This is a genomic window from Escherichia sp. MOD1-EC6819, assembly GCF_002965765.1.
Classification (GTDB): domain Bacteria; phylum Pseudomonadota; class Gammaproteobacteria; order Enterobacterales; family Enterobacteriaceae; genus Escherichia; species Escherichia ruysiae.
In genome coordinates, this window is record NZ_PTRG01000009.1 from 153,529 (window position 1) to 178,012 (window position 24,484).

At 52.0% G+C, this 24,484-nt stretch carries 22 protein-coding genes and 1 pseudogene; 11 read left to right on the top strand and 12 right to left on the bottom strand.

Going from position 1 to position 24,484, the window contains the following annotated elements; genetic code table 11:
• Window positions 1-222: 222 nt before the first annotated feature.
• Window positions 223-4,185 carry a trifunctional transcriptional regulator/proline dehydrogenase/L-glutamate gamma-semialdehyde dehydrogenase gene (gene putA, locus A7Z06_RS14670; protein WP_105279477.1) on the top strand — a complete coding sequence of 1,321 codons (3,963 nt, stop codon included), beginning with the start codon at window positions 223-225 and terminating at the stop codon, window positions 4,183-4,185.
• Between the two features lie 39 nt (window positions 4,186-4,224).
• Here the strand turns inward: putA and rutR are convergent, their stop codons facing one another.
• Window positions 4,225-4,863, bottom strand: coding sequence for an HTH-type transcriptional regulator RutR (rutR, locus tag A7Z06_RS14675; RefSeq protein WP_010344430.1), 639 nt, complete (start codon window positions 4,861-4,863; stop codon window positions 4,225-4,227).
• A 221-nt stretch (window positions 4,864-5,084) separates the two neighbouring features.
• Window positions 5,085-5,258 carry a general stress protein gene (locus A7Z06_RS14680; protein WP_001273661.1) on the bottom strand — a complete coding sequence of 58 codons (174 nt, stop codon included), beginning with the start codon at window positions 5,256-5,258 and terminating at the stop codon, window positions 5,085-5,087.
• A gap of 361 nt (window positions 5,259-5,619) precedes the next feature.
• Between A7Z06_RS14680 and wrbA the strand changes: the two genes are divergently transcribed.
• Together wrbA and A7Z06_RS14695 are read left to right on the top strand one after the other, a co-directional pair.
• Window positions 5,620-6,216: an NAD(P)H:quinone oxidoreductase gene (gene wrbA / locus A7Z06_RS14690; protein ID WP_001151442.1), complete on the top strand. Its 597-nt coding sequence runs from the start codon at window positions 5,620-5,622 to the stop codon at window positions 6,214-6,216.
• A 20-nt stretch (window positions 6,217-6,236) separates the two neighbouring features.
• Window positions 6,237-6,464: a YccJ family protein gene (locus A7Z06_RS14695; protein ID WP_001143120.1), complete on the top strand. Its 228-nt coding sequence runs from the start codon at window positions 6,237-6,239 to the stop codon at window positions 6,462-6,464.
• Between the two features lie 37 nt (window positions 6,465-6,501).
• Here A7Z06_RS14695 and agp read toward each other — a convergent pair whose 3' ends face one another.
• Both agp and A7Z06_RS14705 read right to left on the bottom strand, forming a co-directional pair.
• The gene (gene agp, locus A7Z06_RS14700) at window positions 6,502-7,743 is read right to left on the bottom strand and encodes a bifunctional glucose-1-phosphatase/inositol phosphatase (protein ID WP_000751741.1); all 1,242 of its coding nucleotides are present in this window, start codon (window positions 7,741-7,743) and stop codon (window positions 6,502-6,504) included.
• 157 nt (window positions 7,744-7,900) lie between these two features.
• Window positions 7,901-9,334: a hypothetical protein gene (locus A7Z06_RS14705; RefSeq protein WP_001285185.1), complete on the bottom strand. Its 1,434-nt coding sequence runs from the start codon at window positions 9,332-9,334 to the stop codon at window positions 7,901-7,903.
• 272 nt (window positions 9,335-9,606) lie between these two features.
• Between A7Z06_RS14705 and A7Z06_RS14710 the strand changes: the two genes are divergently transcribed.
• From A7Z06_RS14710 to cbpM, 5 genes are all read left to right on the top strand, one after another.
• Complete coding sequence (locus A7Z06_RS14710) at window positions 9,607-10,521, top strand: LysR family transcriptional regulator (protein WP_000776562.1); 915 nt, start codon at window positions 9,607-9,609, stop codon at window positions 10,519-10,521.
• Between the two features lie 50 nt (window positions 10,522-10,571).
• Window positions 10,572-11,825 (top strand): D-amino acid dehydrogenase, encoded by a 1,254-nt coding sequence (locus tag A7Z06_RS14715; RefSeq protein WP_000746239.1) that lies wholly within the window; start codon window positions 10,572-10,574, stop codon window positions 11,823-11,825.
• Window positions 11,822-12,178 (top strand): RidA family protein, encoded by a 357-nt coding sequence (locus A7Z06_RS14720; RefSeq protein ID WP_024165060.1) that lies wholly within the window; start codon window positions 11,822-11,824, stop codon window positions 12,176-12,178. Before A7Z06_RS14715 ends, A7Z06_RS14720 begins: the two co-directional genes overlap by 4 nt.
• 213 nt (window positions 12,179-12,391) lie before the next feature.
• Window positions 12,392-13,312, top strand: a complete 921-nt coding sequence (gene cbpA / locus A7Z06_RS14725; RefSeq protein ID WP_000420621.1) for a curved DNA-binding protein — start codon at window positions 12,392-12,394, stop codon at window positions 13,310-13,312.
• Window positions 13,312-13,617, top strand: a complete 306-nt coding sequence (gene cbpM, locus A7Z06_RS14730) for a chaperone modulator CbpM (protein WP_000024502.1) — start codon at window positions 13,312-13,314, stop codon at window positions 13,615-13,617. Before cbpA ends, cbpM begins: the two co-directional genes overlap by 1 nt.
• A gap of 154 nt (window positions 13,618-13,771) precedes the next feature.
• On the opposite strand, the gene torD is transcribed toward cbpM, so the two are convergent.
• The 3 genes from torD to torC are packed head-to-tail and all read right to left on the bottom strand — an operon-like array spanning window position 13,772 to window position 18,086.
• Window positions 13,772-14,371 carry a molecular chaperone TorD gene (gene torD, locus A7Z06_RS14735; RefSeq protein WP_000209885.1) on the bottom strand — a complete coding sequence of 200 codons (600 nt, stop codon included), beginning with the start codon at window positions 14,369-14,371 and terminating at the stop codon, window positions 13,772-13,774.
• Window positions 14,368-16,914 (bottom strand): trimethylamine-N-oxide reductase TorA, encoded by a 2,547-nt coding sequence (torA, locus tag A7Z06_RS14740; protein WP_001063157.1) that lies wholly within the window; start codon window positions 16,912-16,914, stop codon window positions 14,368-14,370. The genes torD and torA overlap by 4 nt, the downstream gene beginning before the upstream one ends.
• A complete protein-coding gene (torC, locus tag A7Z06_RS14745) occupies window positions 16,914-18,086 on the bottom strand; it encodes a pentaheme c-type cytochrome TorC (RefSeq protein WP_001230242.1) in 1,173 nt (390 codons plus the stop codon). Before torC ends, torA begins: the two co-directional genes overlap by 1 nt.
• Window positions 18,087-18,215: 129 nt before the next feature.
• Here torC and torR point away from each other — a divergent pair, with 129 nt between their 5' ends.
• Window positions 18,216-18,908, top strand: coding sequence for a two-component system response regulator TorR (gene torR, locus A7Z06_RS14750; RefSeq protein WP_001120112.1), 693 nt, complete (start codon window positions 18,216-18,218; stop codon window positions 18,906-18,908).
• Here the strand turns inward: torR and torT are convergent.
• Window positions 18,881-19,909: a TMAO reductase system periplasmic protein TorT gene (gene torT / locus A7Z06_RS14755; protein WP_001264950.1), complete on the bottom strand. Its 1,029-nt coding sequence runs from the start codon at window positions 19,907-19,909 to the stop codon at window positions 18,881-18,883. The two genes, torR and torT, sit on opposite strands and share 28 nt — an antisense overlap.
• 82 nt (window positions 19,910-19,991) lie before the next feature.
• Here torT and torS point away from each other — a divergent pair, with 82 nt between their 5' ends.
• Both torS and A7Z06_RS14765 read left to right on the top strand, forming a co-directional pair.
• Window positions 19,992-22,736 (top strand): TMAO reductase system sensor histidine kinase/response regulator TorS, encoded by a 2,745-nt coding sequence (torS, locus tag A7Z06_RS14760; RefSeq protein ID WP_105279478.1) that lies wholly within the window; start codon window positions 19,992-19,994, stop codon window positions 22,734-22,736.
• A 71-nt stretch (window positions 22,737-22,807) separates the two neighbouring features.
• Window positions 22,808-23,881 carry a 4Fe-4S binding protein gene (locus A7Z06_RS14765; protein ID WP_000136746.1) on the top strand — a complete coding sequence of 358 codons (1,074 nt, stop codon included), beginning with the start codon at window positions 22,808-22,810 and terminating at the stop codon, window positions 23,879-23,881.
• 48 nt (window positions 23,882-23,929) lie between these two features.
• Here the strand turns inward: A7Z06_RS14765 and A7Z06_RS14770 are convergent, their stop codons facing one another.
• From A7Z06_RS14770 to ymcF, 4 genes and pseudogenes are all read right to left on the bottom strand, one after another.
• Window positions 23,930-24,103, bottom strand: a complete 174-nt coding sequence (locus A7Z06_RS14770; protein ID WP_001019200.1) for a GnsA/GnsB family addiction module toxin — start codon at window positions 24,101-24,103, stop codon at window positions 23,930-23,932.
• Window positions 24,093-24,143 (bottom strand): hypothetical protein, encoded by a 51-nt coding sequence (locus tag A7Z06_RS22460; RefSeq protein WP_135486412.1) that lies wholly within the window; start codon window positions 24,141-24,143, stop codon window positions 24,093-24,095. Before A7Z06_RS22460 ends, A7Z06_RS14770 begins: the two co-directional genes overlap by 11 nt.
• Window positions 24,122-24,320: pseudogene (locus A7Z06_RS21880) on the bottom strand (protein YmcE). The gene A7Z06_RS22460 and the pseudogene A7Z06_RS21880 overlap by 22 nt, the downstream one beginning before the upstream one ends.
• Window positions 24,295-24,483 carry a cold shock small protein YmcF gene (gene ymcF / locus A7Z06_RS14775; protein ID WP_071524879.1) on the bottom strand — a complete coding sequence of 63 codons (189 nt, stop codon included), beginning with the start codon at window positions 24,481-24,483 and terminating at the stop codon, window positions 24,295-24,297. The pseudogene A7Z06_RS21880 and the gene ymcF overlap by 26 nt, the downstream one beginning before the upstream one ends.
• Between the last annotated feature and the right edge of the window lies 1 nt (window position 24,484).

Consider the following 24,484-nt stretch of genomic DNA (forward strand, 5'->3'; position numbering starts at 1 on the left):
CACATTTTTTGCGGTTGCACCTGTCAAAAATGTTAACTGCCGCAGAGAAAAAGTCTGCGTTATTTTTTTATTCCCTGTCATATCGATTTCTTTTATTAACATTTAATTCATTTTTAAGCTTGCTACGTAAGTCACATTTAACATGGTTGCACAAAGTTGCAACATAATAGATATTTCACAATAACGTTAAGTTGCACCTTTCAGAACAACAGGAGTAATGGCATGGGAACCACCACCATGGGGGTTAAGCTGGACGACGCGACGCGTGAGCGTATTAAGTCTGCCGCGACACGTATCGATCGCACGCCACACTGGTTAATTAAGCAGGCGATTTTTTCTTATCTTGAACAACTGGAGAACAGCGATACCCTGCCGGAGCTGCCTGCGCTGCTTTCTGGCGCTGCCAATGAGAGCGATGAAGCACCGACTCCGGCAGAGGAACCACACCAGCCATTCCTCGATTTTGCCGAGCAAATTTTGCCGCAGTCAGTTTCCCGTGCTGCCATCACCGCTGCCTATCGCCGCCCGGAAACCGAAGCGGTTTCTATGCTGCTGGAACAAGCTCGTCTGCCGCAGCCGGTTGCGGAACAGGCGCACAAACTGGCATATCAACTGGCAGATAAACTGCGTAATCAAAAAAACGCCAGTGGTCGCGCAGGCATGGTTCAGGGATTATTGCAGGAGTTTTCACTGTCATCGCAGGAAGGCGTGGCGCTGATGTGTCTGGCAGAAGCGTTATTGCGTATTCCCGACAAAGCCACCCGTGACGCGTTAATTCGCGACAAAATCAGCAACGGTAACTGGCAGTCACATATTGGTCGTAGCCCGTCTTTGTTTGTAAATGCCGCCACCTGGGGGCTGCTGTTTACCGGCAAACTGGTTTCTACCCATAACGAAGCCAGCCTCTCCCGTTCGCTGAACCGCATTATCGGTAAGAGCGGTGAACCACTGATCCGCAAAGGTGTGGATATGGCGATGCGCCTGATGGGCGAACAGTTTGTCACCGGTGAGACCATCGCGGAAGCATTAGCCAATGCCCGCAAGCTGGAAGAGAAAGGTTTCCGTTACTCTTACGATATGCTCGGCGAAGCCGCGCTGACCGCCGCAGATGCGCAGGCGTATATGGTGTCCTATCAGCAGGCGATTCACGCCATTGGTAAAGCGTCCAACGGTCGTGGCATCTATGAAGGGCCGGGCATTTCAATCAAGCTGTCGGCGCTGCATCCGCGCTACAGCCGCGCCCAGTACGACCGGGTAATGGAAGAGCTTTACCCGCGTCTGAAATCATTAACCCTGCTGGCGCGTCAGTACGATATTGGTATCAACATTGACGCCGAAGAGGCCGATCGTCTGGAGATCTCCCTCGATTTGCTGGAAAAACTCTGTTTCGAGCCTGAACTGGCAGGCTGGAACGGCATCGGTTTTGTTATTCAGGCTTATCAGAAACGCTGCCCGCTGGTGATCGATTACCTGATTGATCTCGCCACCCGCAGCCGTCGCCGTCTGATGATTCGCCTGGTGAAAGGCGCGTACTGGGACAGTGAAATCAAGCGTGCGCAAATGGACGGCCTTGAAGGTTATCCAGTTTATACCCGTAAGGTGTATACCGACGTTTCTTATCTCGCCTGTGCGAAAAAGCTGCTGGCGGTGCCGAATTTAATTTATCCGCAGTTCGCGACGCACAACGCCCATACGCTGGCGGCAATTTATCAACTGGCGGGTCAAAACTACTACCCGGGTCAGTACGAGTTCCAGTGCCTGCATGGTATGGGCGAGCCACTGTATGAGCAGGTCACCGGGAAAATCGCCGACGGTAAACTTAATCGTCCGTGTCGTATTTATGCCCCTGTCGGCACACATGAAACGCTGCTGGCGTATCTGGTGCGTCGCCTGCTGGAAAATGGTGCCAACACCTCGTTTGTTAACCGTATTGCTGATACCTCTTTGCCGCTGGATGAACTGGTTGCCGATCCGGTCGCGGCTGTAGAAAAAATTGCGCAACAGGAAGGGCAAACAGGCTTACCGCATCCGAAAATTCCCCTGCCGCGCGATCTTTACGGTCAGGGGCGCGATAACTCGGCAGGATTAGATCTTGCTAATGAACATCGTCTGGCATCGCTCTCCTCTGCCCTGCTCAACAGCGCACTGCAAAAATGGCAGGCCCAGCCAATGCTGGAACAGCCGGTTTCGACAGGTGAAATGTCGCCCGTTATTAACCCGGCAGAACCAAAAGATATCGTTGGCTATGTGCGTGAAGCCACGCCGCGTGAAGTGGAACAGGCACTGGAAAATGCGGTTAATAACGCGCCAATCTGGTTTGCCACTCCTCCGGCTGAACGTGCGGCGATATTGCATCGCGCTGCCGTGCTGATGGAAAGCCAGATGCAGCAACTGATTGGTATTCTGGTGCGTGAAGCCGGAAAAACCTTCAGTAACGCCATCGCCGAAGTGCGTGAAGCCGTCGATTTTCTCCACTATTACGCGGGACAGGTGCGGGATGATTTCGCTAACGAAACCCACCGTCCATTAGGGCCTGTGGTGTGTATCAGCCCGTGGAACTTCCCGCTGGCGATTTTCACCGGGCAGATCGCTGCCGCACTGGCGGCAGGTAACAGCGTACTGGCAAAACCGGCAGAACAAACGCCGCTGATTGCCGCGCAAGGGATCGCCATTTTGCTGGAAGCGGGTGTACCGCCAGGCGTAGTGCAGTTGCTGCCAGGTCAGGGTGAAACCGTAGGTGCGCAACTGACGGGGGATGATCGCGTGCGCGGGGTGATGTTTACCGGTTCAACCGAAGTCGCCACGTTACTGCAACGCAATATCGCCAGCCGCCTGGACGCTCAGGGTCGCCCCATTCCGCTCATTGCTGAAACCGGCGGCATGAACGCGATGATTGTCGATTCTTCAGCACTGACCGAACAGGTCGTCGTGGATGTACTGGCTTCGGCGTTCGACAGTGCAGGTCAGCGTTGTTCGGCGCTGCGTGTACTGTGCCTGCAAGATGAGATTGCCGACCACACGCTGAAAATGCTGCGCGGCGCAATGGCTGAGTGCCGAATGGGTAATCCAGGTCGCTTGACCACCGATATCGGGCCGGTAATTGATAGCGAAGCGAAAACCAATATTGAGCGTCATATTCAGACCATGCGCAGCAAAGGCCGTCCGGTGTTCCAGGCGGTGCGGGAAAACAGCGAAGATGCCCGTGAATGGCAAAGCGGCACTTTTGTTGCTCCGACGCTGATCGAACTGGATGACTTTGCCGAATTGCAAAAAGAGGTCTTTGGTCCGGTGCTGCATGTGGTGCGCTACAACCGTAATCAATTGCCGGAGCTGATCGAGCAGATTAACGCTTCCGGTTATGGTCTGACGCTCGGCGTCCATACGCGTATTGATGAAACCATTGCCCAGGTCACTGGCTCGGCGCATGTCGGTAATTTGTATGTTAATCGCAATATGGTTGGTGCGGTGGTTGGTGTGCAGCCGTTCGGCGGCGAAGGGTTGTCCGGTACAGGTCCGAAAGCAGGTGGTCCGCTCTATCTCTACCGTCTGCTGGCGAATCGCCCGGAAAGCGCGCTGGCGGTGACACTCGCGCGTCAGGATGCAGAGTATCCGGTCGATGCACAGTTGAAAGCCGCATTGACTCAGCCACTGAATGCACTGCGGGAATGGGCGGCAAACCGGGCAGAATTGCAGGCGTTATGTACGCAATATGGCGAGCTGGCGCAGGCAGGAACACAACGATTGCTGCCGGGGCCGACGGGTGAACGCAACACCTGGACGCTGCTGCCGCGTGAGCGCGTATTGTGTATCGCGGATGATGAACAGGATGCGCTGACTCAGCTCGCCGCCGTGCTGGCGGTGGGCAGCCAGGTACTGTGGCCGGATGACGCGCTGCATCGTCAGTTAGTGAAGGCATTGCCATCGGCAGTCAGCGAACGTATTCAACTGGCGAAAGCGGAAAATATAACCGCTCAACCGTTTGATGCGGTGATCTTCCACGGTGATTCGGATCAGCTTCGCGCATTGTGTGAAGCCGTTGCCGCGCGGGATGGCGCAATTGTTTCGGTGCAAGGTTTTGCCCGTGGCGAAAGCAATATCCTGCTGGAACGGCTGTATATCGAACGTTCGCTGAGTGTGAATACCGCTGCCGCTGGCGGTAACGCCAGTTTAATGACGATCGGTTAAACAGGTAGCCGGAGGATGTTACAACCTCCTCCGGCATCTTTAACGTGGTCGAATCCCCTCAATAATAATCCGCTGCACGTTTTCAACCGTTTGATTGAAAAATACCTCATCGCGCAACGTCGCGCCTGTCACCGCCTCCACCTGAGGGGCGAAATCGGCGTAATGTTGAGTGGAAGCCCAAATCATAAAAATCAGATGCTGCGGGTCAATCGGCGCGAGTTTGCCGCTTTTGACCCAACCGGCAATCAGCGCCGATTTCTCATCAATTAATGCTTTCAAATCGCCCGTCAGTTCATCCATTAACAGCGGCGCGCCTGCCAGCATCTCCATACAGAACAGGCGCGAAGCCTGCGGATAATCACGGGAGACTTCCAGCTTCAGACGGATGTACTCTTTGATCGCCGCCAGCGGGGCGAAATCTTCACGAAACGCTTTTAACGGTGCCAGCCAGATATCGAGAATCTGCCGCAGCACGGCAATATACAGCGCCTCTTTTGACGGAAAGTAATACAGCAGATTGGTTTTTGAAACACCCGCCAACTCTGCGATCTGCTCCAGCCTTGTGCCGTGAAAACCGAATTGTGAAAAAGTGTCCAGTGCCGCACCAAGAATCGCTTTTTTCTTCGCACTCACTGCGCGCGAACGTTTACCCGTTGTTTTCACTGCGCCTTGCGTCATGCGCTCACCCCTCTTGTAGACTGGCAACAGGATAGCAAAATCAGCACGATGCCTCGACCATCAACATTCACGGCACGAATGAATAATGGTGGAATGAGCGAGAAAGGTATTAACGTAAGGATATTAAGGAGAGTACCAGAACGAAAAACCGCCGGAATTACCGGCGGCAGTGGCGTATTGACGCGCGTCAGACAAAACGCATTCGTCATAGAGTAGCCCGGCTAGTTGTTGCTTTTGCCGTGACTGCTTTTGCCCCCTTTTTTTCCTGCTTCAGATGCGCGTTGCGGGTCATTTTTGAAATTCCCCCCGCTGTGCTGTCCACCTTTTTTACCTGCTTCTGATGCTCTTTCGCGGTCTTCTGCAAAATTGCCGGAACCGCCTCGATGGTTTGCCATTACTGACCTCCGTCATCATAGTGCCCAGGATTAACGCGGCGTATGGCGGGTGCCATATTTTCGCTACGTGGGACTAAGCTTAGTGAACTGACGCGGGTAAGCCTGCGTTTGGTAATATCCTGCAACAGCTTCTTAGCGAGAATAGATATCATTTCCGGTAATCAGCCATAAGCCGCTCTTATGATTAAAAAAACACTATGGGATAAAAATGTATCATTTTGCGACAAAATTACATGCTTGTGAAAATTGTTATAAATCAAATAAGTGGTTGTGAAATTTGCACTCTGAATAGGACGTCTTATCTTTAAATGAGTGGTAGCGAATCGCTACGGAATAGAGATAACACGAGGAGTGGTTAGAAATGGCTAAAGTTCTGGTGCTTTATTATTCCATGTACGGACATATCGAAACGATGGCGCGTGCAGTCGCTGAAGGCGCAAGCAAAGTCGATGGCGCAGAAGTTGTCGTTAAGCGTGTACCGGAGACCATGCAGCCGCAATTATTCGAAAAAGCAGGCGGTAAAACGCAAACTGCGCCCGTTGCAACCCCGCAAGAACTGGCCGATTACGACGCGATTATTTTTGGTACACCAACCCGCTTTGGCAATATGTCAGGCCAGATGCGTACTTTCCTGGATCAGACTGGCGGCCTGTGGGCTTCCGGCGCTCTGTACGGCAAACTGGCGAGCGTCTTTAGTTCGACCGGCACCGGCGGCGGTCAGGAACAGACTATCACTTCAACCTGGACGACCCTTGCACATCACGGCATGGTGATTGTCCCCATTGGCTACGCAGCACAGGAATTATTTGACGTCTCGCAGGTTCGCGGCGGAACGCCTTATGGCGCGACCACCATTGCAGGCGGTGACGGTTCGCGCCAGCCCAGTCAGGAAGAGTTGTCTATCGCACGTTACCAGGGGGAATATGTTGCTGGTCTGGCAGTCAAACTTAATGGCTAATCTTCAACAGGAGGATACGCATGCCAACTCAAGAAGCGAAAGCTCATCACGTGGGTGAATGGGCATCTCTGCGCAATACGTCGCCGGAAATAGCCGAGGCCATTTTTGAAGTCGCCGGGTACGACGAGAAAATGGCGGAAAAAATTTGGGAAGAAGGTAGCGATGAAGTGTTAGTCAAAGCCTTTGCCAAAACCGATAAAGATTCGCTTTTTTGGGGCGAACAGACCATCGAACGTAAAAACGTTTAACCAGTGACTCCCCCGTTTCTCGCGGGGGAGTTTTCTGTTATTTCACTGCTTCATTCAACACGCTATCAAACTTATCCATTGGACAGAAACCATCAGCGTCTATCGGGCAACCGCTTAATTCCAGCGTCACCCGCTGAGCCGGAGCCTGTAACGTTAACGCGTCGGCATTACGCAACTGTTCCGAACTTTGATAAACATATTCAATTTTCATCAAATCACGATTGGCTTTGCTGTCATGCCAACGCTGGAAAACGATTTTGCCGCCAATTGGCGTGCGTTCGTTCTGGTCATGCAACTGATAGGGTTTAAAGTCCAGCGCGGTGAGCAGCGAGGCAATATTAGAGTCATGCCCTACCAACACAGTGATTTTCGGTGCGCTGGCACGATCGGTGACCAGGGCTTTGTCGATATAACTGACCAGCGGTTTCGCAACATTGCGCGCTACTTCCGGTGAGGTAAACAAGCTGTCCTGGTAGCCGTTTTTCAGCTTCGACAACACCTTCCACTGTTGGTCAGATTTAATTTCCCCCCACGCCACCTGATCCATCGGGAAACCTTCGTAGTATTGCAAAGTGAAAGCATCCACCAGCGAGTTGCCTACTTTCAATGGCCCGGAAACGCCCGGCTCTTGTTGATACTTCGCACTGAAGGTATTTTTGCCATCCACCAGCGAACATTGCTGCTTCTCTTTACAGGCTGGAGAGTCTTTATAGTTAACGATTTTTTCCAGTAGCTGATAGCTGTCAGTCAGTTGTAGTTTGCTGAACTCTTTCTCCATTGCCGCCACCGCCTGCTCACTGAATGCGGCGGAATCATCGGTGATTACCGGGTTAAAGGTTGGATCCATAGTGCCCATTTTTTCCTGGTGATGAACAGGAATATCACATCCAGGGAATGCGCCGGTAATAAAGAACTGCGCGGTAGCGACGGTACGTTGCAAGCTGTTTGCGTAGGCATAAACGGTGTCCGGCGGCGGGCATTCACCCGACTTTACCATCCCCTGCTCTGCCAGCCATTCACGCATGTAATGCCCCATATACACTTCCAGCACGCCACCTTTAGTGGTGAGCTGCCCGCCGGGAACATCCCATTCTGGCCATTTATTCGGCGTCGACTGCTCAAGCACACTGCCATTATTAGCCAGCGGTGCGCGTAAGTTATGGCGACTCATCATAAGCACTTGCTGTAGCTGATAGCCCTCCGGTACAGCCTGTGCCTGAGTATTTGAAGAAAGCAAAGCCATCCCTGCCACGGCTGCGGCGATTAGCGTTTTTTTCATTCCTCACACCTCTTTTGTTATCAATGATTAAAGAGTGTGACAGAAATATGACTTATTTCCGGGAACCGGTTCGCAAATTAGCAGATAACGAGGCGGGAAACTTGCAGGGCACCAGGCGATGACTGACAGTAGCTGCGCTATCGCCTGGTTTGTATCGTTAAACTAATATCTGAAACAGCACGGCAAAAAGAATGATATTGGCAATGACAATGGTCCAACCGTTATAAAGCATATATTTCAGATGGGTTGATTGTGCCAGCCCCATTTGACCAAACATATCCGATGAAGGGAAAGGCCCAAACCAGTCCACTTGCGATGAGGCCAACAATACCGCCGTTGTCCCCTGTGGCGGCACTCCCGCAGCCATCAACATCGGACCAAATATTTTGTGCGTAAAGGTCATCTGAGCAACAGCGGCGCCTGGCACATGACCGATAATGTTAAAGGCAAAAATACAGAAGCAAAGCCATGCCGGTGATATCCCGGTTAACAGAGGTTGTGTGTATTCGAGCAACCCCTGATACGCCTGCAGGCTATCCATAAGTTCCAGAATCGGGTTATACAGCCAGTAGAGCAGAAACATCCACACCAGTCTGCCACACCCCTTATACAGCGCCTGCAGTATCCCGGCAGGGCTTAATCCTCCCACCAGTCCGGTGATCAAAGCCACCAGTAACATCACGATAATGGCAAAACTAAAACCTGCTTTTATCACTACACCGATAACCGCCATAACAATAATGGTTGCGGCAAATGCCAGCGCGCTGAGCTTGCGACGGCGAACACGGGCGGGCTGCTCTTCTTCCTGAGTTTTCTCAGAGAGATCCACTTCGTAATGTAATTTTCCTTCCGTCATCTTCTGAATTCGCCCGGCCATGATCCAGCCAGCGAATAACGTCACGGCGCTCATTGGTAGCCCAACGTACATCAGGTATTGCGGATAAGTCAGGCCGCCGAGTTGTAAAATCGTCACGGTACTGGGAGTAAATGGCCCGGTAAACAATCCCACTGAACCCGCCGTCATCATCAGTGCAGCCACCGTGGGAGGCGTCAGCCGTACTGCCGCCGCCACAGGAATAATCACCGCGACAATAATGGCATTGCCGCCTGCCATAGTGCCCAGCGCGCCACAGATGAGAATGGAAGAGACAACGATGCCAAATTTGACCCGCGTCTGGCTGGAAAGCCCGATACGATGTACCACAAATTTGACCAGTTCAACGGCGGCTCCGGTACGTGTTGCAACTTCCCCGACACCGGCACCAAGCATAATGATCAGACCTACAGTGGCGATAAACGATCCCGTCGATTTTGCCAGCATGGTGCCCATTTCAGGTAAGCCGGTGGAAGTCATTATCATCGCAATAATAATCGATGAAATAACCGCCAGAACAATATCGACGCCTATCAACGAGAGCACCGCTAACGCTACCAGCGGTGTAAAACCAAGCAGTCCGAGTTCATTACCTGGACGCCCCTGACACCAGAACGCTGTCAGTAAAAAAACAACCAACAGTAAACCAATAATGACATTCTTTTTGGTGATATTTTGTCTGGTTAGCGAACCACCAGCGAGCATTGAGTCACTCATATAACTCCTTAACCCCATCGAATCGACCATCAATATCAGCCGATGTATTTGGACAGCTCAGAAAATATCCCCCCTCGTTATTATTGTTAGCAAAATGCACTGAGGGTTTGTCCGGGTACTACAGGTATTATTCTGAGTTCGTAATTAACCCCTTTAGGTGGGCAAATAACGCATTGTTACCAGAACAGGCGTTACAGATTAAATTTATGTTAACTTGGTGTTACCATGAAATGACTTTTTATCTATCGTCTATAACTCTGGGTTAACTCTTAATGAAACTGCGCCACCTGGAAATCTTCTATGCCGTGATGACATGCGGGACACTTTCCCGGGCTGCGGAATCGCTGAATATTTCCCAGCCGGCCGCCAGTAAAGCGTTAAAAAACGCTGAACAAAAACTCGGTTTTCAGCTCTTTCAGCGAGTTCGTGGCAAGCTTCTTCCAACCAGCGAAGCGATCACACTTTTTGAAAAAGCGCAGTCGATTTATCACGAACTCGATAACCTGCGACTGCTGGCCGATAACCTGACGCGAGATCCGCGAGCCAAAATAGCCCTGGGATGCCTGCCAAGCCTGGGGTTAAGTCTGGTGCCAGAAATAGTCACCGCGTTTTACCAGCAGAATGCAAATCTGGTAATGACACTGACGACAGAGCACACCGAAACGTTGGTTAAAAAGCTTGATCTGCGCGAGATTGATCTGGCTCTGACGCTACAGCCGATTCAACAGGGGGATATTATGACGACGCTGATAGCCGAAGTTCCGCTGGTTTATATCGACCGGGACTATCGACAGGGCGCGGTAGAAATAGACAAGATTGACCAACAACGCTGGATTTCTCCCGGCCCCTATTCCCTTTCCGATGCAATAGCCAAACGGCGTGATTTTTTGACGACGCGCCTGAATGTCCAGACGTATTACATGGCGACTGAATTTGTAAAACGAGGAATGGGATGCAGTATTACCGATATTTTCTCTGCCCGTCATAACCTCCCGGCAGAGACAATTCACCCCATCGAACCACCAATAAAAATTGATCTTTGCTTACTACGCCGTGCCGATGTTTCGCTTAGTCCTATTACACAAAAATTTGTCGATTTCCTCTGTCAGCAATTACGTCAGCAACTGCGAGCCATTAACCTTGAGTTATACCCTGAAAATAAAAAGTCAATTGCTCCTCAGGCCTAAATGTTTTGACATATCCCCAACGCATTTATTAGCGGTGGATATCTCAGGTGATGAAAAAACGCATTGTAGTTATTGGCGGCGGGGTAATTGGTCTGGCGACAGCATGGGTTCTGGTAAAACAGGGCCATCAGGTGCAATTGTTAGAACGCAACAGTCAGGCAGGTATCGCCACCAGTTTCGCTAATGGCGGGCAACTCAGCTATCGCTACGTTGCTCCTCTGGCGGATAAAGGCGTACCGATGCAGGGACTTAAGTGGATGGGGAAAAGTGACTCCCCTCTGAATATGCGTTTGCGCATGTCATTTAGCCAGTGGCGCTGGTTGCTGGCGTTTTTAATGTCCTGTAATAGCCGGACAAATAAACTCAATGGCGACCATATTTTACGCTTATCACTGTTAAGTCGTCAGGTCATGGAAGCATGGTTGCTGGAAGATAATCTTGATGATTTTCACTGGCGCCGTTCTGGCAAACTGATTATTCATCGCCGTCAGCAAGATTTAGCCAAAGCGGCAAAAGGCATTGATCCGCAATTTCAACAGGCTTTATCACGCGAAGAGTGTGTTCATCTTGAACCTGCACTAAAACATATTGGTCATTCCCTGTGCGGTGGTATTTACTCCCCCGGCGATGAAACGGCGGATTGCTATAAGTTCTGTCAGGCATTACTTGCCAAACTTAATGCCAGCGCGAATTTTTCGCTACAAACCGATTGTGAAGTTTTGCAGTTGAATAAAAAAGGTGAGCGCATTGTCTCTATTACCACCCGCACTGGAACGCTGGTTGCGGATGATTATGTCGTTGCCGCCGGTAATGGCAGCACGCATTTGCTTGCCGGAACCGGGACTCACGTACCGCTCTGCGGTTTGAAAGGTTACAGTCTGACGCTCCCCTTCCCACAAAAAATGGGGATCGCACCACAAATCAGTGTCACCGACTATGGTCATAAAATTGTCTATGCCCGACTCGGTGATCGGTTGCGCATCGCCGCCATGGTCGATATTGGCTATGACGGTAATGAACTGCGCTCTGAACGCATTGGCGCGTTAAAACAGATCGTAGCGGCCAGCTTTCCGCAACTGCAAGGTATCGATGAGGCCGAATTATGGACGGGTATGCGTCCATCCACCCCTGCGGGTCCGCCACTATTAGGACGGGCGAAGTATCAAAATCTATGGATGAATCTTGGTCAGGGCAGTCTGGGCTTTACGCTGGCGGCGGGTAGTGCCGTGGTGTTAGGCGCTCTGCTGTCGGGCGAAGACCCTGCAATTTCACTTGATGGACTGACATGGAGCCAATCAGCTTGAATATCAAACGTAATAACCCACAACCGCGTCTTGCCGCCAGCGTGGAATATGGCAATCTTGTTTTTCTCTCCGGTCAGACACCGAAGAGCAATACCCCGTCCATCGCGCAACAAACGCGCGAAGTGCTGGAGAAAATCGACGAATTACTTGCGGCAGCTGACAGTGATAAATTTCATCTCTTGTCCGCTCAGATATGGTTAAAAGATATCAGCCGCGATTTTGCCGATTTCAACGACGTATGGGTTAGCTGGATACCAGAAGGATATAGCCCGGCACGTGCTACCGTACAAGCTGAGATGGCCCGCCCGGAGATTCTGGTTGAAGTGATGGTAACTGCGGTAAAAGCGGGATAAGCCCCCATTTTCTGCCCCCTGGCAAGGTCGTCATGGGGCATCCCTGAAGGTTAAACGTCCCTTCTTTTACCTGCCAACATTCAGGCTGAAAATATCATTTTTAGTTATGTTGTTGTCTCTGGCCTACGATTTTTTCTGATTTCCCCTACACTTAACACTGATACCTTGTCAGGGGTTTCCCTTTGTCTGTATTGATTTACGCGAGATAACGCTATGGAATTAAAGGATTATTACGCCATCATGGGCGTGAAACCGACGGACGATCTCAAGACAATCAAGACCGCCTATCGTCGACTGGCCCGTAAATACCATCCCGATGTCAGTAAAGAACCCGATGCCGAAGCCCGCTTCAAAGAGGTCGCTGAAGCGTGGGAAGTGTTGAGTGATGAGCAACGTCGCGCTGAGTATGATCAGATGTGGCAACATCGCAACGATCCGCAATTTAACCGTCAGTTCCATCATGGCGACGGTCAGAGTTTTAACGCCGAAGATTTTGACGATATCTTCTCGTCAATTTTCGGTCAACATGCCCGCCAGAGTCGCCAGCGCCCCGCTACACGTGGCCACGATATTGAAATCGAAGTGGCGGTATTCCTTGAAGAAACGCTTACTGAGCACAAGCGTACCATCAGCTATAACCTGCCGGTTTATAACGCCTTTGGCATGATCGAACAGGAAATTCCGAAAACGCTGAATGTGAAGATCCCGGCGGGCGTCGGCAATGGTCAACGCATCCGCCTGAAAGGCCAGGGGACGCCGGGCGAAAACGGCGGTCCAAATGGCGATTTGTGGCTGGTGATTCATATTGCGCCACATCCGTTGTTCGATATTGTCGGCCAGGATCTGGAAATTGTGGTGCCGGTTAGCCCGTGGGAAGCGGCGCTGGGTGCTAAAGTCACCGTCCCAACACTGAAAGAAAGCATTTTGCTGACTATCCCGCCTGGCAGCCAGGCCGGGCAACGATTGCGCGTTAAAGGCAAAGGTCTGGTGAGCAAAAAACAGACCGGCGATCTGTATGCGGTACTGAAAATCGTGATGCCGCCGAAACCAGATGAAAACACTGCCGCGCTGTGGCAGCAACTGGCAGACGCCCAGTCGTCTTTTGATCCACGCAAAGATTGGGGGAAAGCATGATGGCTAATGTTATGGTGACTTTTACCATTACCGAATTTTGCCTGCATACCGGCATCTCTGAAGAGGAGTTGAATGAAATTGTCGGTTTGGGGGTGGTTGAACCGCGTGAGATCCAGGAAACAACCTGGGTATTTGACGACCATGCCGCCATTGTGGTGCAACGCGCAGTACGGCTGCGTAATGAGCTGGCGCTGGACTGGCCGGGGATCGCGGTGGCGCTGACGTTAATGGATGATATTGCACATCTGAAACAGGAAAACCGCCTGCTGCGCCAGCGGCTTTCCCGGTTTGTGGCTCATCCGTGAGTTTGTTGCCTGATGCGACGCTTAACGCGTCTTATCAGGCCTACAAAGGGCACTGTTCCCGTAGGCCGGATAAGGCGTTCACGCCGCATCCGGCGGCTCTGCCATAATGCCTGATGCGACGCTTACCGCGTCTTATCAGGCCTACAAATCGGCATTATCTCTTTTGGTTGTCGCACTCCACCAACACCTGCAATAACTGGCTTAGTGCCGCGTAAAAACCAAAGCTATCATACTGACGGCAACGCGCAGCAAACTCCGGTAACCAGCGCCACAGCGCCGTCAGTGTTTTTTGCCGCAAACTTTCGATTCCTCGCGCAGGAACGGTCCCCTCTCCCAGCGAAAAATGCAGATGACTCAACAACTCGAGATAGATCGCCAGATGATCTGCCGGTTCGTTGAAATTGCCGCTGGTTTCCATCCCCGCCTCAACTAACAAGCGTTTAATCTCTTGCTCGTCCTGTTTGTAGGCCGATGCATACGGCAGCGCGGCTTGTTTGTCGGTCATCAGAAACAGGCCGCAAAAGTCAGCGGCCAGTTCCAGACGAGCATCGTCACGTACTGTCAGCGTGGCAATACGGTTTTCCAGATCATTCACCGCCGCTGTGAGCGGCGGTTCGCTTTTCAGCAACGAAAACCATTCAGCCATCTGCGCACTGGCGATTTGCGTCAGTTGTTCATCGTCCAGTTCACGGGAGAACAACTGCGCCAGCCAGGCGTAAACACAGGCAATCTGTTGTGCTGTCAGCGTGGTCATGATTTCACCTGCGACGCCGGAACATATTCGCACTGCGCCACCATCTCCACGGGGCCGTTAAACGCCGTCACCTGCTCCACTGTTCCGTTGTACTTCTCAATTTCCACCAGCGTAGTGTGCGCACTGGTCGCCTGCGCCAGCTGCGAAGTTCCGATGTCGATGGTCAACACGTTGGGGTTACCGTATTTGCACAGCGCACCAGGCTCGCCACCTTTATCTGGATCGTACCATGCCCCTTCGTGAATTCGCGCCACGCCGGGTGCATAGCGGTCAGAAACCACTGCCCCTGCCAACACCTGACCGCGAGCGTTAAAGACGCGTACCACATCACCGTTACGAATACCGCGCGCACTGGCATCCTGCGGGCTAATAAATACTGGCTCTTTACCCGCTACCGTATATTGCTGACGCAGGGTTTCAGATTCACATAACTGTGAGTGAAGTCGGAAATCGGGATGCACAGATTGCAGATGCAACGGATACTTTTGCGAGCCAGGCCCACCGTGGGAACGTTCGATTTTCTCAAACCACATCGGATGCCCCTGACAATCGTCATAGTTCATGTCGGCGATGGTTTTCGAGTAGATCTCAATCAGGCCACTCGGCGTGCCCAGCGGTTCGAGATCCGGATCTTCGCGGAATGCCTGGTGGCGAACGAACATCTGCGGATGGTCAAACTCGACGTACTCTTTGTTATTCCAGAAGTCATCAAACGCGGGCAGATGAACGCCGCGTCCTTTACCCTGTTGTACACCTTCCTGCCAGATGCGTTTCAGCCAGCCCATTTCGTCCAGCCCTTCGGTAAAGGCTTCTTCGCGATTAAAGCGGCGGCACAGCTCGCGGAAAATATCAAAGTCGTTGCGCGCCTCGAACTGCGGCGGCACGACCTGTTTCATGGCGATAATGCCACGGTTGGAGTGGTTGCCGTACTGGTCGAGATCGTTACGCTCAAACTGCGTGGTCGCAGGCAGCACGATGTCGGCAAAGCGGCAGGTTGAGGTCCACTGGTTATCTATGGCGATAACCGTTTCCAGCTTGCGCCAGCCTTCAATAATGCGGTTGATCTGCTGATGGCGATGGAACGGGTTAGTTCCGGCAAAAATACACATTTTCAGCGGCGGCAGTTTTACCGATTTACCGTTCCAGTTGATCACTTTCCCCGGTTCGAGGATCGCATCGATAAAACGGGCAATCGGAATGGTGCTGCTGTAGCCTTTGTAGTCACTGTTGTCGTGAACAGGCGGAATCGACGTAGAGCCGGAAAAACCACTCAGAATAACGCCTTTACGTCCCGGCGTGCCTGCACCGTTATAGTGCCAGCCAAAACCAAAGCCACCACCTGGCAGGCCAATTTGCCCCAGCATCGCCGCCAGAACGACAATCATCCACGCCCACTGTTCACCGTGCTGCATACGCTGCACGCACCAGCCAGCAATAATTTGCGTTCTGTTCGCCGCCATCTGCCGCGCCAGCCCACGAATGGTTTCGGCATCAATGCCGGTCAGTTTTTCAGCCCATGCGGCATCTTTCGGCTGACCGTCTTTCTCACCCAGCAGATACGGCAGGAACTGCTCAAAACCCACACAGTAGTTAGCGAGGAAGTTTTTGTCGTACAGGTTTTCACTGTACAGCGTATGCGCCAGCGCCAGTTGCAGCGGCACGTCAGTTTGCGGGTTAACCGCAATGTGCTTCACATGCTCGCGCCCCAGATACTCATGGGTGGATGTGACAACCGGATCGATGCTGATGACCACAACTTCACCGGCGGCGACTTTCGCTTTTAGCTGCTCGTAATATTCATAAACATCGTGATCCGGGCACCACCAGTTCGCTTGCTGGTTTTTCAGCAAATCGGAGCCCCACAGCACAATGGTTTTGCTGTTCTGCAATACCAGCGGCCAGGAGGTTTGCTGTTCATACACTTCCATCGAACCGACTACGCGCGGCAGGATCACCTGCGCAGCACCGGTAGAGTAATCTCCGCCCGTACCAACGCTATTACCATGCAAGGCAATAGCTTTCGCCAGCATCCCCGAAGCGTTATGGAACATCCCCGTCGATTGCCAACCACTGGCGGTCAGCAAGGCACTCGGCCCGTGAGTTTTCTGCACGCGTTCCAGTTCTTCATAGAACATGTCGAGGGCTTCATCCCAGCTCACGCGCACAAAACGGTTATCACCGCGCTGGGATGTGTCGCTCAGATGGCGCTTACGCAGCCAGTCCACGCGTACCATCGGATAACGAATACGCGCCGCGTTGTGTACGTGATCCGGCAATCCGGCGATCATTTTCGACGGATATTTATCCAGTTCGAACGGTTTTGCCGCCACAAAGCGACCATCCTTCACCGTCGCGCGGATAGCCCCCCAGTGCGATCCGGTCAGAATGCCCTCTTTCGAGGTGACGGCCTCAGTAGCCGCTTGCGCCGCAGTCGCACGGCGCGGCGTTAACAATGACGGCCCCAGCATCCCGGCGACGGTTAAGCCGCCGAGCTGTGCCAGAAAACGCCGACGTGATGCCTGAAAGAGATCGTTATTGTTCATTATTTTTCTTCCTTCTTATCGCCGTGAGCCTTACCTGCGGTGTCAGACGCATTCATTTGCAGATATTTCAACAAGGTGCGTTCTTCACGTTTATCGAGACTGGTAAAGCCAATCATGCCGTTGAGCGTGCCGATCCAACCGTTAGCGTCAAAGTGGGCGATTTCCGGTGCGCCGTGGCACTGGTTACAAGTGCCGTTGTACAACGAATCCGCATAAGCCCAGATCGGTTTGATATCGTTTACCATGTCGCCTTTCTTCATCCACGCAGTGGCCTGTAACTTGCTCCACTCGGTATTGGTGTCGGCAACGGTGGTTTTCTCCAGCGTTTTCACCTGCTGCTGCACATCACCACGAATCGAGGCAACAAAGATGCGTTTGCCTGGGAACTGGGTGAGTACACGCTGACGTCCGGCGCTTTCTGTCCAGCCGGTAATCTCAATTTGCAGCCAGTCGCCGTCACGTTTAAGGACTTTCACTTCCGAAGCAGGCAGCAGTGAACCAGACGCTTCTTTATCGCCTTTCGCCGCATAAATCGGCTTAATATCAATAGAGTACAGCGTGTCACCACTGTCATTAGCACTGGCGCGCAACTCGTCGAACTGCTTACGGAAGCCGCTACTCATATCCGGTAACTGGTGGGCAATACCTTTATGACAGTCGATGCAAGATTGATTATCTTTCGCTGCCACCTTCATCTGACGTGCCGCTTCCGGATGCTGCTTCGCATGATCCATCGCATCGTAGTTATGGCAGGAGCGGCAGGTTGCCGAGTTGTTTTCTTTCATTCGCGCCCATTCACGCTCGGCAAGTTCCGCGCGTTTGGCTTCGAATTTTTCAGGTGTATCAATGGAGTGGGCAATAAAGGTCTGGTAGATATCGTTGCTCGCTTCCAGTTTGCGCTTCACCATGCCTGGAATATCCGGCGGGATATGACAGTCATGGCATTCAGCTCGCACGCCGGAGGCGTTCTGGAAATGCACCGACTGTTTATATTCTTCATACACCGGTTGCATACTGTGGCAACTGACACAAAATTCGGTTGTGCTGGTGACTTTGATCCCAACGTGTGGCAATACAATCAGCGCAATGCCAATCACAATCCCAATAGCGACCAGCGCCAGTACCGACCAACGAGCACTGGGTCGGCGTAGCGCGTTCCAGAGTTTCCGCATAATAGCCCCTGTAAAATTATGGTTTAGTGAAGCGATCTTAATGAGTAAATATGAACAGCGGCACTGGTCAGGATGAACGGCTTACGGCAGAATATGAACAGATATGAACAGAATGAGTAAAACCCTCTGATGCCACATCACATTGTTATTGTTGAAGATGAGCCAGTTACCCAGGCACGATTACAATCCTACTTCACTCAGGAGGGGTATACCGTTTCCGTTACGGCGAGCGGTGCCGGGCTGCGGGAAATTATGCAGAATCAGCCGGTGGATTTAATTCTGCTGGATATCAACTTGCCCGATGAAAATGGCCTGATGTTAACCCGCGCCCTGCGGGAACGTTCGACGGTGGGGATTATTCTGGTTACCGGACGCAGCGATCGAATTGACCGTATTGTTGGGCTGGAAATGGGCGCAGACGATTACGTCACCAAACCGCTGGAACTGCGCGAACTGGTAGTACGGGTAAAAAATCTGCTCTGGCGAATCGACCTCGCGCGACAAGCTCAACCGCACACTCAGGACAACTGCTATCGCTTTGCGGGTTATTGCCTGAATGTGTCGCGCCATACGCTGGAGCGGGATGGCGAGCCGATTAAACTGACCCGCGCAGAGTATGAAATGTTGGTGGCATTTGTGACGAATCCGGGCGAAATTCTCAGCCGTGAACGTCTGCTGCGTATGCTTTCTGCGCGTCGGGTGGAAAACCCTGACCTGCGCACCGTCGATGTGTTAATTCGTCGTTTACGCCATAAACTCAGCGCGGATTTACTGGTGACGCAACATGGCGAAGGTTATTTCTTAGCCGCTGATGTGTGCTGATAAAAATAGACCGGACGAAATCCCCCTGGCGACAGCGAGCGGCGGATATGTTCACGGTCGGCATTTTTCGGCGTCAGAACTAAAATCGGTGTGCTGACATTATCAGACACCGATTGCCCCTGTAATTGCCTGATGGCCTGCTCAACTGCCAGTTCCCCCTGCCAGACCATTTGATCGCTGGCAGCCATAATCACTCTTCCCCGCTTCAGCCCGCGATACACCTGATGTGAAAGATAAAACGACACCACGGTAAGCGGCGTTTTCAGGTTACGCCCTTCACCCATTGCCGCCTCTGCCGCAATGGCCGTTCCGGCAACGACGTCGATTTCTGGATGGCGCTCCAGCATTTCCTGCAACAGGTTACGCTGGATTTCAATATCGTTGTCGCCGAGCGCAATATCGACAATACGCACCGGGCTTCCGGCAATGGCTGCGCGAAAACCCTCTACCATCTCCTTACTGCCCCCGGCGTTATCGGGGCCGGGCATCAACAGCACGTTCAGTGGTTTACCGTGGCTCCATTGCACCAGATATCGCCCTGGTTGATAGCCCATCTGAAACCAGGGCACACCAACGCGGCTTTTTATCTGTGAGTCGTCAATGGCATTCACCAGTTCAATCACCGGCAGACTTGCTACCTGCTTTTGCAGATCGGGAAATGACGTCGTGCTACTACCGAGCAAAATGGCCTCTGCGCCCCACTCTTTACACTGGTCGATTTGTGCTTGCTGGGTAGCCAACTGGCTGTAGCCGCCTGCCTCCAGCACTTTTAAATCCACACCGTAGCGGCGGGCAGCCTCCTGCATACCATAGTTCAACGATAACCAGTATGAATCTTTCAGGCTGGGATAAAGCGCGCACAGTTTCCATACGCGTTTGGCTTTAAGCGGCGTAGAGGGTTGCACCGTGAAATGCTGCGCATCATGCCAGCGCAACAGGTTATCAGCCGAAAATGCCGACAACATGAAAAGGGAAAGAAGTAAAAATAGCAGTACGCGCATGATAGCCTCATCAATAATAAGGCTTTATGCTAGATGCATTCCGCTTTGCGACTCAACATTTTTCACCTTAAGTACACCGACCGTGAATTTAACCCTGACCCGAAGGCTCTGGATGGGCTTTGCCCTGATGGCGCTGTTAACCCTGACCAGTACCCTGGTGGGATGGTACAACCTGCGCTTTATCAGCCAGGTGGAAAAAGACAACACTCAGGCATTGATTCCTACCATGAATATGGCGCGCCAGTTGAGCGAAGCCAGTGCCTGGGAACTTTTCGCCGCGCAGAACCTGACCAGTGCCGATAACGAAAAGATGTGGCAGGCGCAGGGGCGAATGCTCACCGCACAAAGCCTGAAGATTAATGCGTTGCTGCAAGCATTACGGGAACAAGGTTTTGATACCACCGCTATTGAACAACAGGAGCAGGAGATCTCCCGTTCGTTACGTCAGCAAGGGGAGCTGGTGGGGCAGCGTTTGCAACTGCGCCAGCAACAACAGCAACTCAGTCAGCAGATAGTCGCCGCCGCCGATAAAATCGCACGCCTGGCGCAAGGTCAGGCGAATAATGCGGCGACCTCCGCCGGAGCTACCCAGGCTGGGATTTACGATTTGATCGAACAACATCAGCGTCAGGCCGCCGAAAGCGCACTCGATCGGCTGATTGATATCGATCTTGAGTATGTTAACCAGATGAATGAACTGCGCCTTAGCGCCCTGCGGGTGCAGCAAATGGTGATGAATCTGGGGTTGGAACTGATCCAGAAAAATTCGCCAACGCTGGAAAAGCAGCTCAATAATGCGGTGAAAATTCTGCAACGTCGGCAAATACGTATTGAAGATCCGGGTGTTCGTGCTCAGGTTGCGACAACGTTAACTACCGTTAGCCAATATAGCGATTTGCTGGCGCTGTATCAGCAGGACAGTGAAATCAGCAATCACCTGCAAACTCTCGCCCAAAATAACATCGCCCAGTTCGCGCAGTTTAGTAGTGAAGTCAGTCAGCTGGTCGACACCATTGAGCTGCGCAATCAGCACGGACTGGCGCATCTCGAAAAAGCCAGTGCACGCGGGCAATACAGCCTGGTATTGCTGGGAATAGTTTCACTTTGCGCACTGATTCTGATCCTCTGGCGCGTGGTTTATCGCTCAGTCACGCGTCCACTTGCCGAACAAACGCAGGCGCTGCAACGACTGCTGGACGGTGATATCGACTCCCCTTTTCCGGAAACCGCTGGCGTGCGGGAGCTGGATACCATCGGGCGGCTGATGGATGCGTTTCGCAGCAGCGTTCATGCGCTGAATCGCCAGCGCGAACAGCTGGCGGCACAAGTAAAAGCGCGCACGGCTGAATTACAGGAACTGGTGGTAGAACATCGACAGGCTCGTGCGGAAGCCGAAAAAGCCAGCCAGGCAAAATCTGCGTTTCTGGCGGCAATGAGCCATGAGATCCGCACACCGCTGTACGGTATTCTCGGCACCGCGCAACTGCTGGCAGATAACCCCGCACTTAACGCCCAGTGTGATGATTTGCGGGCAATTACCGACTCCGGCGAATCGCTGCTGACCATCCTTAACGATATCCTCGATTATTCGGCTATCGAAGCGGGGGGCAAAAATGTTTCGGTCAGCGATGAACCCTTTGAACCACGCCCGCTGCTGGAAAGTACCCTGCAATTAATGAGCGGGCGGGTGAAAGGTCGCCCGATTCGCCTGGCAACGGCAATTGCCAACGATGTACCGAGCGCGTTAATGGGCGATCCGCGACGTATTCGCCAGGTTATTACCAACTTGTTGAGCAACGCCGTGCGTTTCACTGACGAGGGGCAGATCGTCCTGCGCAGTCGCACTGATGGCGAGCAATGGTTGGTCGAAGTGGAAGACAGCGGCTGCGGTATTGATCCCGCGAAACTGGCAGAAATATTCCAGCCATTTGTTCAGGTAAGCGGCAAACGCGGCGGTACCGGGCTGGGGCTGACTATCAGTAGCAGTCTGGCTCAGGCGATGGGCGGCGAACTGAGCGCCACCAGCACGCCGGGGGCTGGAAGCTGTTTTTGTTTACGCTTGCCGTTACGTGTTGCCACTGCCCCCGTGCCAAAAACAGTCAATCAGGCGGTACGTCTGGACGGTTTACGTTTGCTGTTAATTGAAGATAACCCGCTAACCCAGCGAATTACCGTTGAGATGCTAAACACCAGTGGTGCGCAGGTCGTGGCTGTTGGCAATGCCGCGCAGGCGATAGAAACGCTGCAAAATAGTGAACCATTTGCTGCCGCACTGGTGGATTTTGATCTGCCGGATATCGACGGCATTACCCTTGCCCGACAACTGGTACAGCAATATCCGTCGCTGGTTTTGATTGGCTTTAGCGCCCATGTCATCGACGAAACGCTGCGCCAGCGAACCAGTTCGCTCTTTCGCGGGATTATCCCTAAACCAGTGCCGCGTGAAGTGCTCGGTCAGTTACTGGCGCACTATCTCCAACTGCAAACCAATAAAGATCAATCGCTGGATGTATCGCAACTCCATGAAGATGCTCAGTTAATGGGGACGGAGAGTATTCGCGAATGGCTGACATTATTTAAACAACATGCCCTGCCACTTCTCGATGAAATAGACGCAGCCCGCGCCAGGCAGGACGGCGAAAAAATTAAACGTGCCGCGCACCAGCTAAAAAGCAGCTGCGCGAGTCTGGGAATGCGTAGCGCCAGCCAGCTATGCGCGCAACTGGAGCAGCAGCCATTATCTGCGCCCCTCCCACACGAAGAAATTACACGCAGTGTTGCCGCTCTGGAAGCGTGGTTGAATAAGAAAGACCTGAACGCGATTTGAATCAATATCAGCCAGTTAAGAATATTTATAATAGTGGCATTTAGTATGCAACTTAACGGGCTGGCAAAATCATGACAGAGAAAAAAAGAACCCGCTGGCAGCGGCGGCCAGGCACGACGGGCGGCAAATTACCGTGGAATGACTGGCGTAATGCCACGACCTGGCGTAAAGCGACGCAATTATTACTGTTAGCAATCAATATTTATATTGCCGTCACCTTCTGGTACTGGGTGCGCTATTACGAAACGGCAGGTAGTACGACATTTGTCGCCAGACCAGGAGGCATCGAAGGCTGGCTACCGATTGCCGGCCTGATGAATCTGAAATATAGCTTTGAAACAGGCCAGCTACCTTCCGTCCATGCCGCCGCGATGCTGTTGCTGGTCGCTTTTATCATCATCAGTCTGTTGCTGAAAAAGGCCTTTTGTTCATGGTTATGCCCGATTGGTACGCTTTCTGAATTAATCGGCGATCTCGGGAAAAAACTGTTTGGTCGGCAATTTGCCCTTCCCCGCTGGCTGGATATTCCTCTGCGCGCAGTGAAGTATTTGCTGTTGAGTTTTTTTCTCTATATCGCGTTATTGATGCCCGCTCAGGCAATTCACTATTTTATGCTATCGCCCTACAGCGTGGTGATGGACGTTAAAATGCTCGATTTCTTTCGTCATATGGGAACCGCGACATTAATCAGCGTGACCGTTTTGCTGATTGCCAGCCTATTTATTCGCCATGCCTGGTGTCGTTATCTTTGCCCATATGGCGCGCTGATGGGCGTGGTTTCGTTATTTTCGCCGTTTAAGATTCGTCGCAATGCCGAAAGTTGTATCGATTGTGGCAAATGCGCAAAAAATTGCCCATCACGGATCCCGGTCGATAAATTAATTCAGGTACGAACAGTGGAATGTACCGGCTGTATGACTTGCGTAGAGTCATGTCCGGTCACTTCAACATTAACTTTTTCGCTGCAAAAACCTGCGGCAAATAAAAAGGCCTTTGCGTTGTCTGGCTGGTTAATGACGCTATTGGTTCTGGGGATTATGTTTGCGGTGATTGGATATGCGATGTATGCGGGTGTATGGCAAAGCCCGGTGCCAGAAGAATTGTATCGACGCTTAATTCCACAAGCGCCAATGATTGGTCACTAAATTAGCAACAAGCGGAACATCACCTCGCACGGGGTGATGTTCACAAAATCACATTATTTTGATTTTGACGTCATAACCTTCAAGCCCGGTCATTTTCTCCCGCGCAGTAAAGCGAATTTCAGAGACTTCTTTCCCTGTGTTCTTACTCAATTCGGCGATTTTTTGCGCAATAAAGTCGGAGATTTCCGTTTCGGCTTGTTTTTTTAGCTCTTCAATATTCACTGTTAACCTCTTCTGGTCTTAAAAGACAGCAACACGCCAGCAAGGTGTTGGTTCCGATCCCCTGGTCAGGTTAGAAATGTTATAAGCCATCTGCATGAAAGATTCAATAATCAGTAGGTTATCGCTCAATATGCGTACAGGGATAAGTGCAAACAGAAGATATAAAAAAGGCTCCGCGAGGGAGCCTGATATTATTTTGTGAAATCCAGCGGCGCATGATCAGTGCGTATTTGCAAGGCAACGTTATCAAAGGTGATCATCGTCGATTTACAAAAAATACACTTAGCGCCCAAAGGGTTTCGCTCCGTCACATCGAATGCCGATGTGCGGTACTGTGAACCATGACAACATGGACAGCGGAAATGGAGATGTTGAGTAATA

Excerpts from the sequence above, each read along its gene's own strand:
- putA (WP_105279477.1), top strand. The coding sequence starts at position 223 with ATGGGAACCACCACCATGGGGGTTAAGCTGGACGACGCGACGCGTGAG.
- rutR (WP_010344430.1), bottom strand. The coding sequence starts at position 4,863 with ATGACGCAAGGCGCAGTGAAAACAACGGGTAAACGTTCGCGCGCAGTG.
- A7Z06_RS14680 (WP_001273661.1), bottom strand. The coding sequence starts at position 5,258 with ATGGCAAACCATCGAGGCGGTTCCGGCAATTTTGCAGAAGACCGCGAA.
- wrbA (WP_001151442.1), top strand. The coding sequence starts at position 5,620 with ATGGCTAAAGTTCTGGTGCTTTATTATTCCATGTACGGACATATCGAA.
- A7Z06_RS14695 (WP_001143120.1), top strand. The coding sequence starts at position 6,237 with ATGCCAACTCAAGAAGCGAAAGCTCATCACGTGGGTGAATGGGCATCT.
- agp (WP_000751741.1), bottom strand. The coding sequence starts at position 7,743 with ATGAAAAAAACGCTAATCGCCGCAGCCGTGGCAGGGATGGCTTTGCTT.
- A7Z06_RS14705 (WP_001285185.1), bottom strand. The coding sequence starts at position 9,334 with ATGAGTGACTCAATGCTCGCTGGTGGTTCGCTAACCAGACAAAATATC.
- A7Z06_RS14710 (WP_000776562.1), top strand. The coding sequence starts at position 9,607 with ATGAAACTGCGCCACCTGGAAATCTTCTATGCCGTGATGACATGCGGG.
- A7Z06_RS14715 (WP_000746239.1), top strand. The coding sequence starts at position 10,572 with ATGAAAAAACGCATTGTAGTTATTGGCGGCGGGGTAATTGGTCTGGCG.
- cbpA (WP_000420621.1), top strand. The coding sequence starts at position 12,392 with ATGGAATTAAAGGATTATTACGCCATCATGGGCGTGAAACCGACGGAC.
- cbpM (WP_000024502.1), top strand. The coding sequence starts at position 13,312 with ATGGCTAATGTTATGGTGACTTTTACCATTACCGAATTTTGCCTGCAT.
- torD (WP_000209885.1), bottom strand. The coding sequence starts at position 14,371 with ATGACCACGCTGACAGCACAACAGATTGCCTGTGTTTACGCCTGGCTG.
- torA (WP_001063157.1), bottom strand. The coding sequence starts at position 16,914 with ATGAACAATAACGATCTCTTTCAGGCATCACGTCGGCGTTTTCTGGCA.
- torC (WP_001230242.1), bottom strand. The coding sequence starts at position 18,086 with ATGCGGAAACTCTGGAACGCGCTACGCCGACCCAGTGCTCGTTGGTCG.
- torR (WP_001120112.1), top strand. The coding sequence starts at position 18,216 with ATGCCACATCACATTGTTATTGTTGAAGATGAGCCAGTTACCCAGGCA.
- torT (WP_001264950.1), bottom strand. The coding sequence starts at position 19,909 with ATGCGCGTACTGCTATTTTTACTTCTTTCCCTTTTCATGTTGTCGGCA.
- A7Z06_RS14765 (WP_000136746.1), top strand. The coding sequence starts at position 22,808 with ATGACAGAGAAAAAAAGAACCCGCTGGCAGCGGCGGCCAGGCACGACG.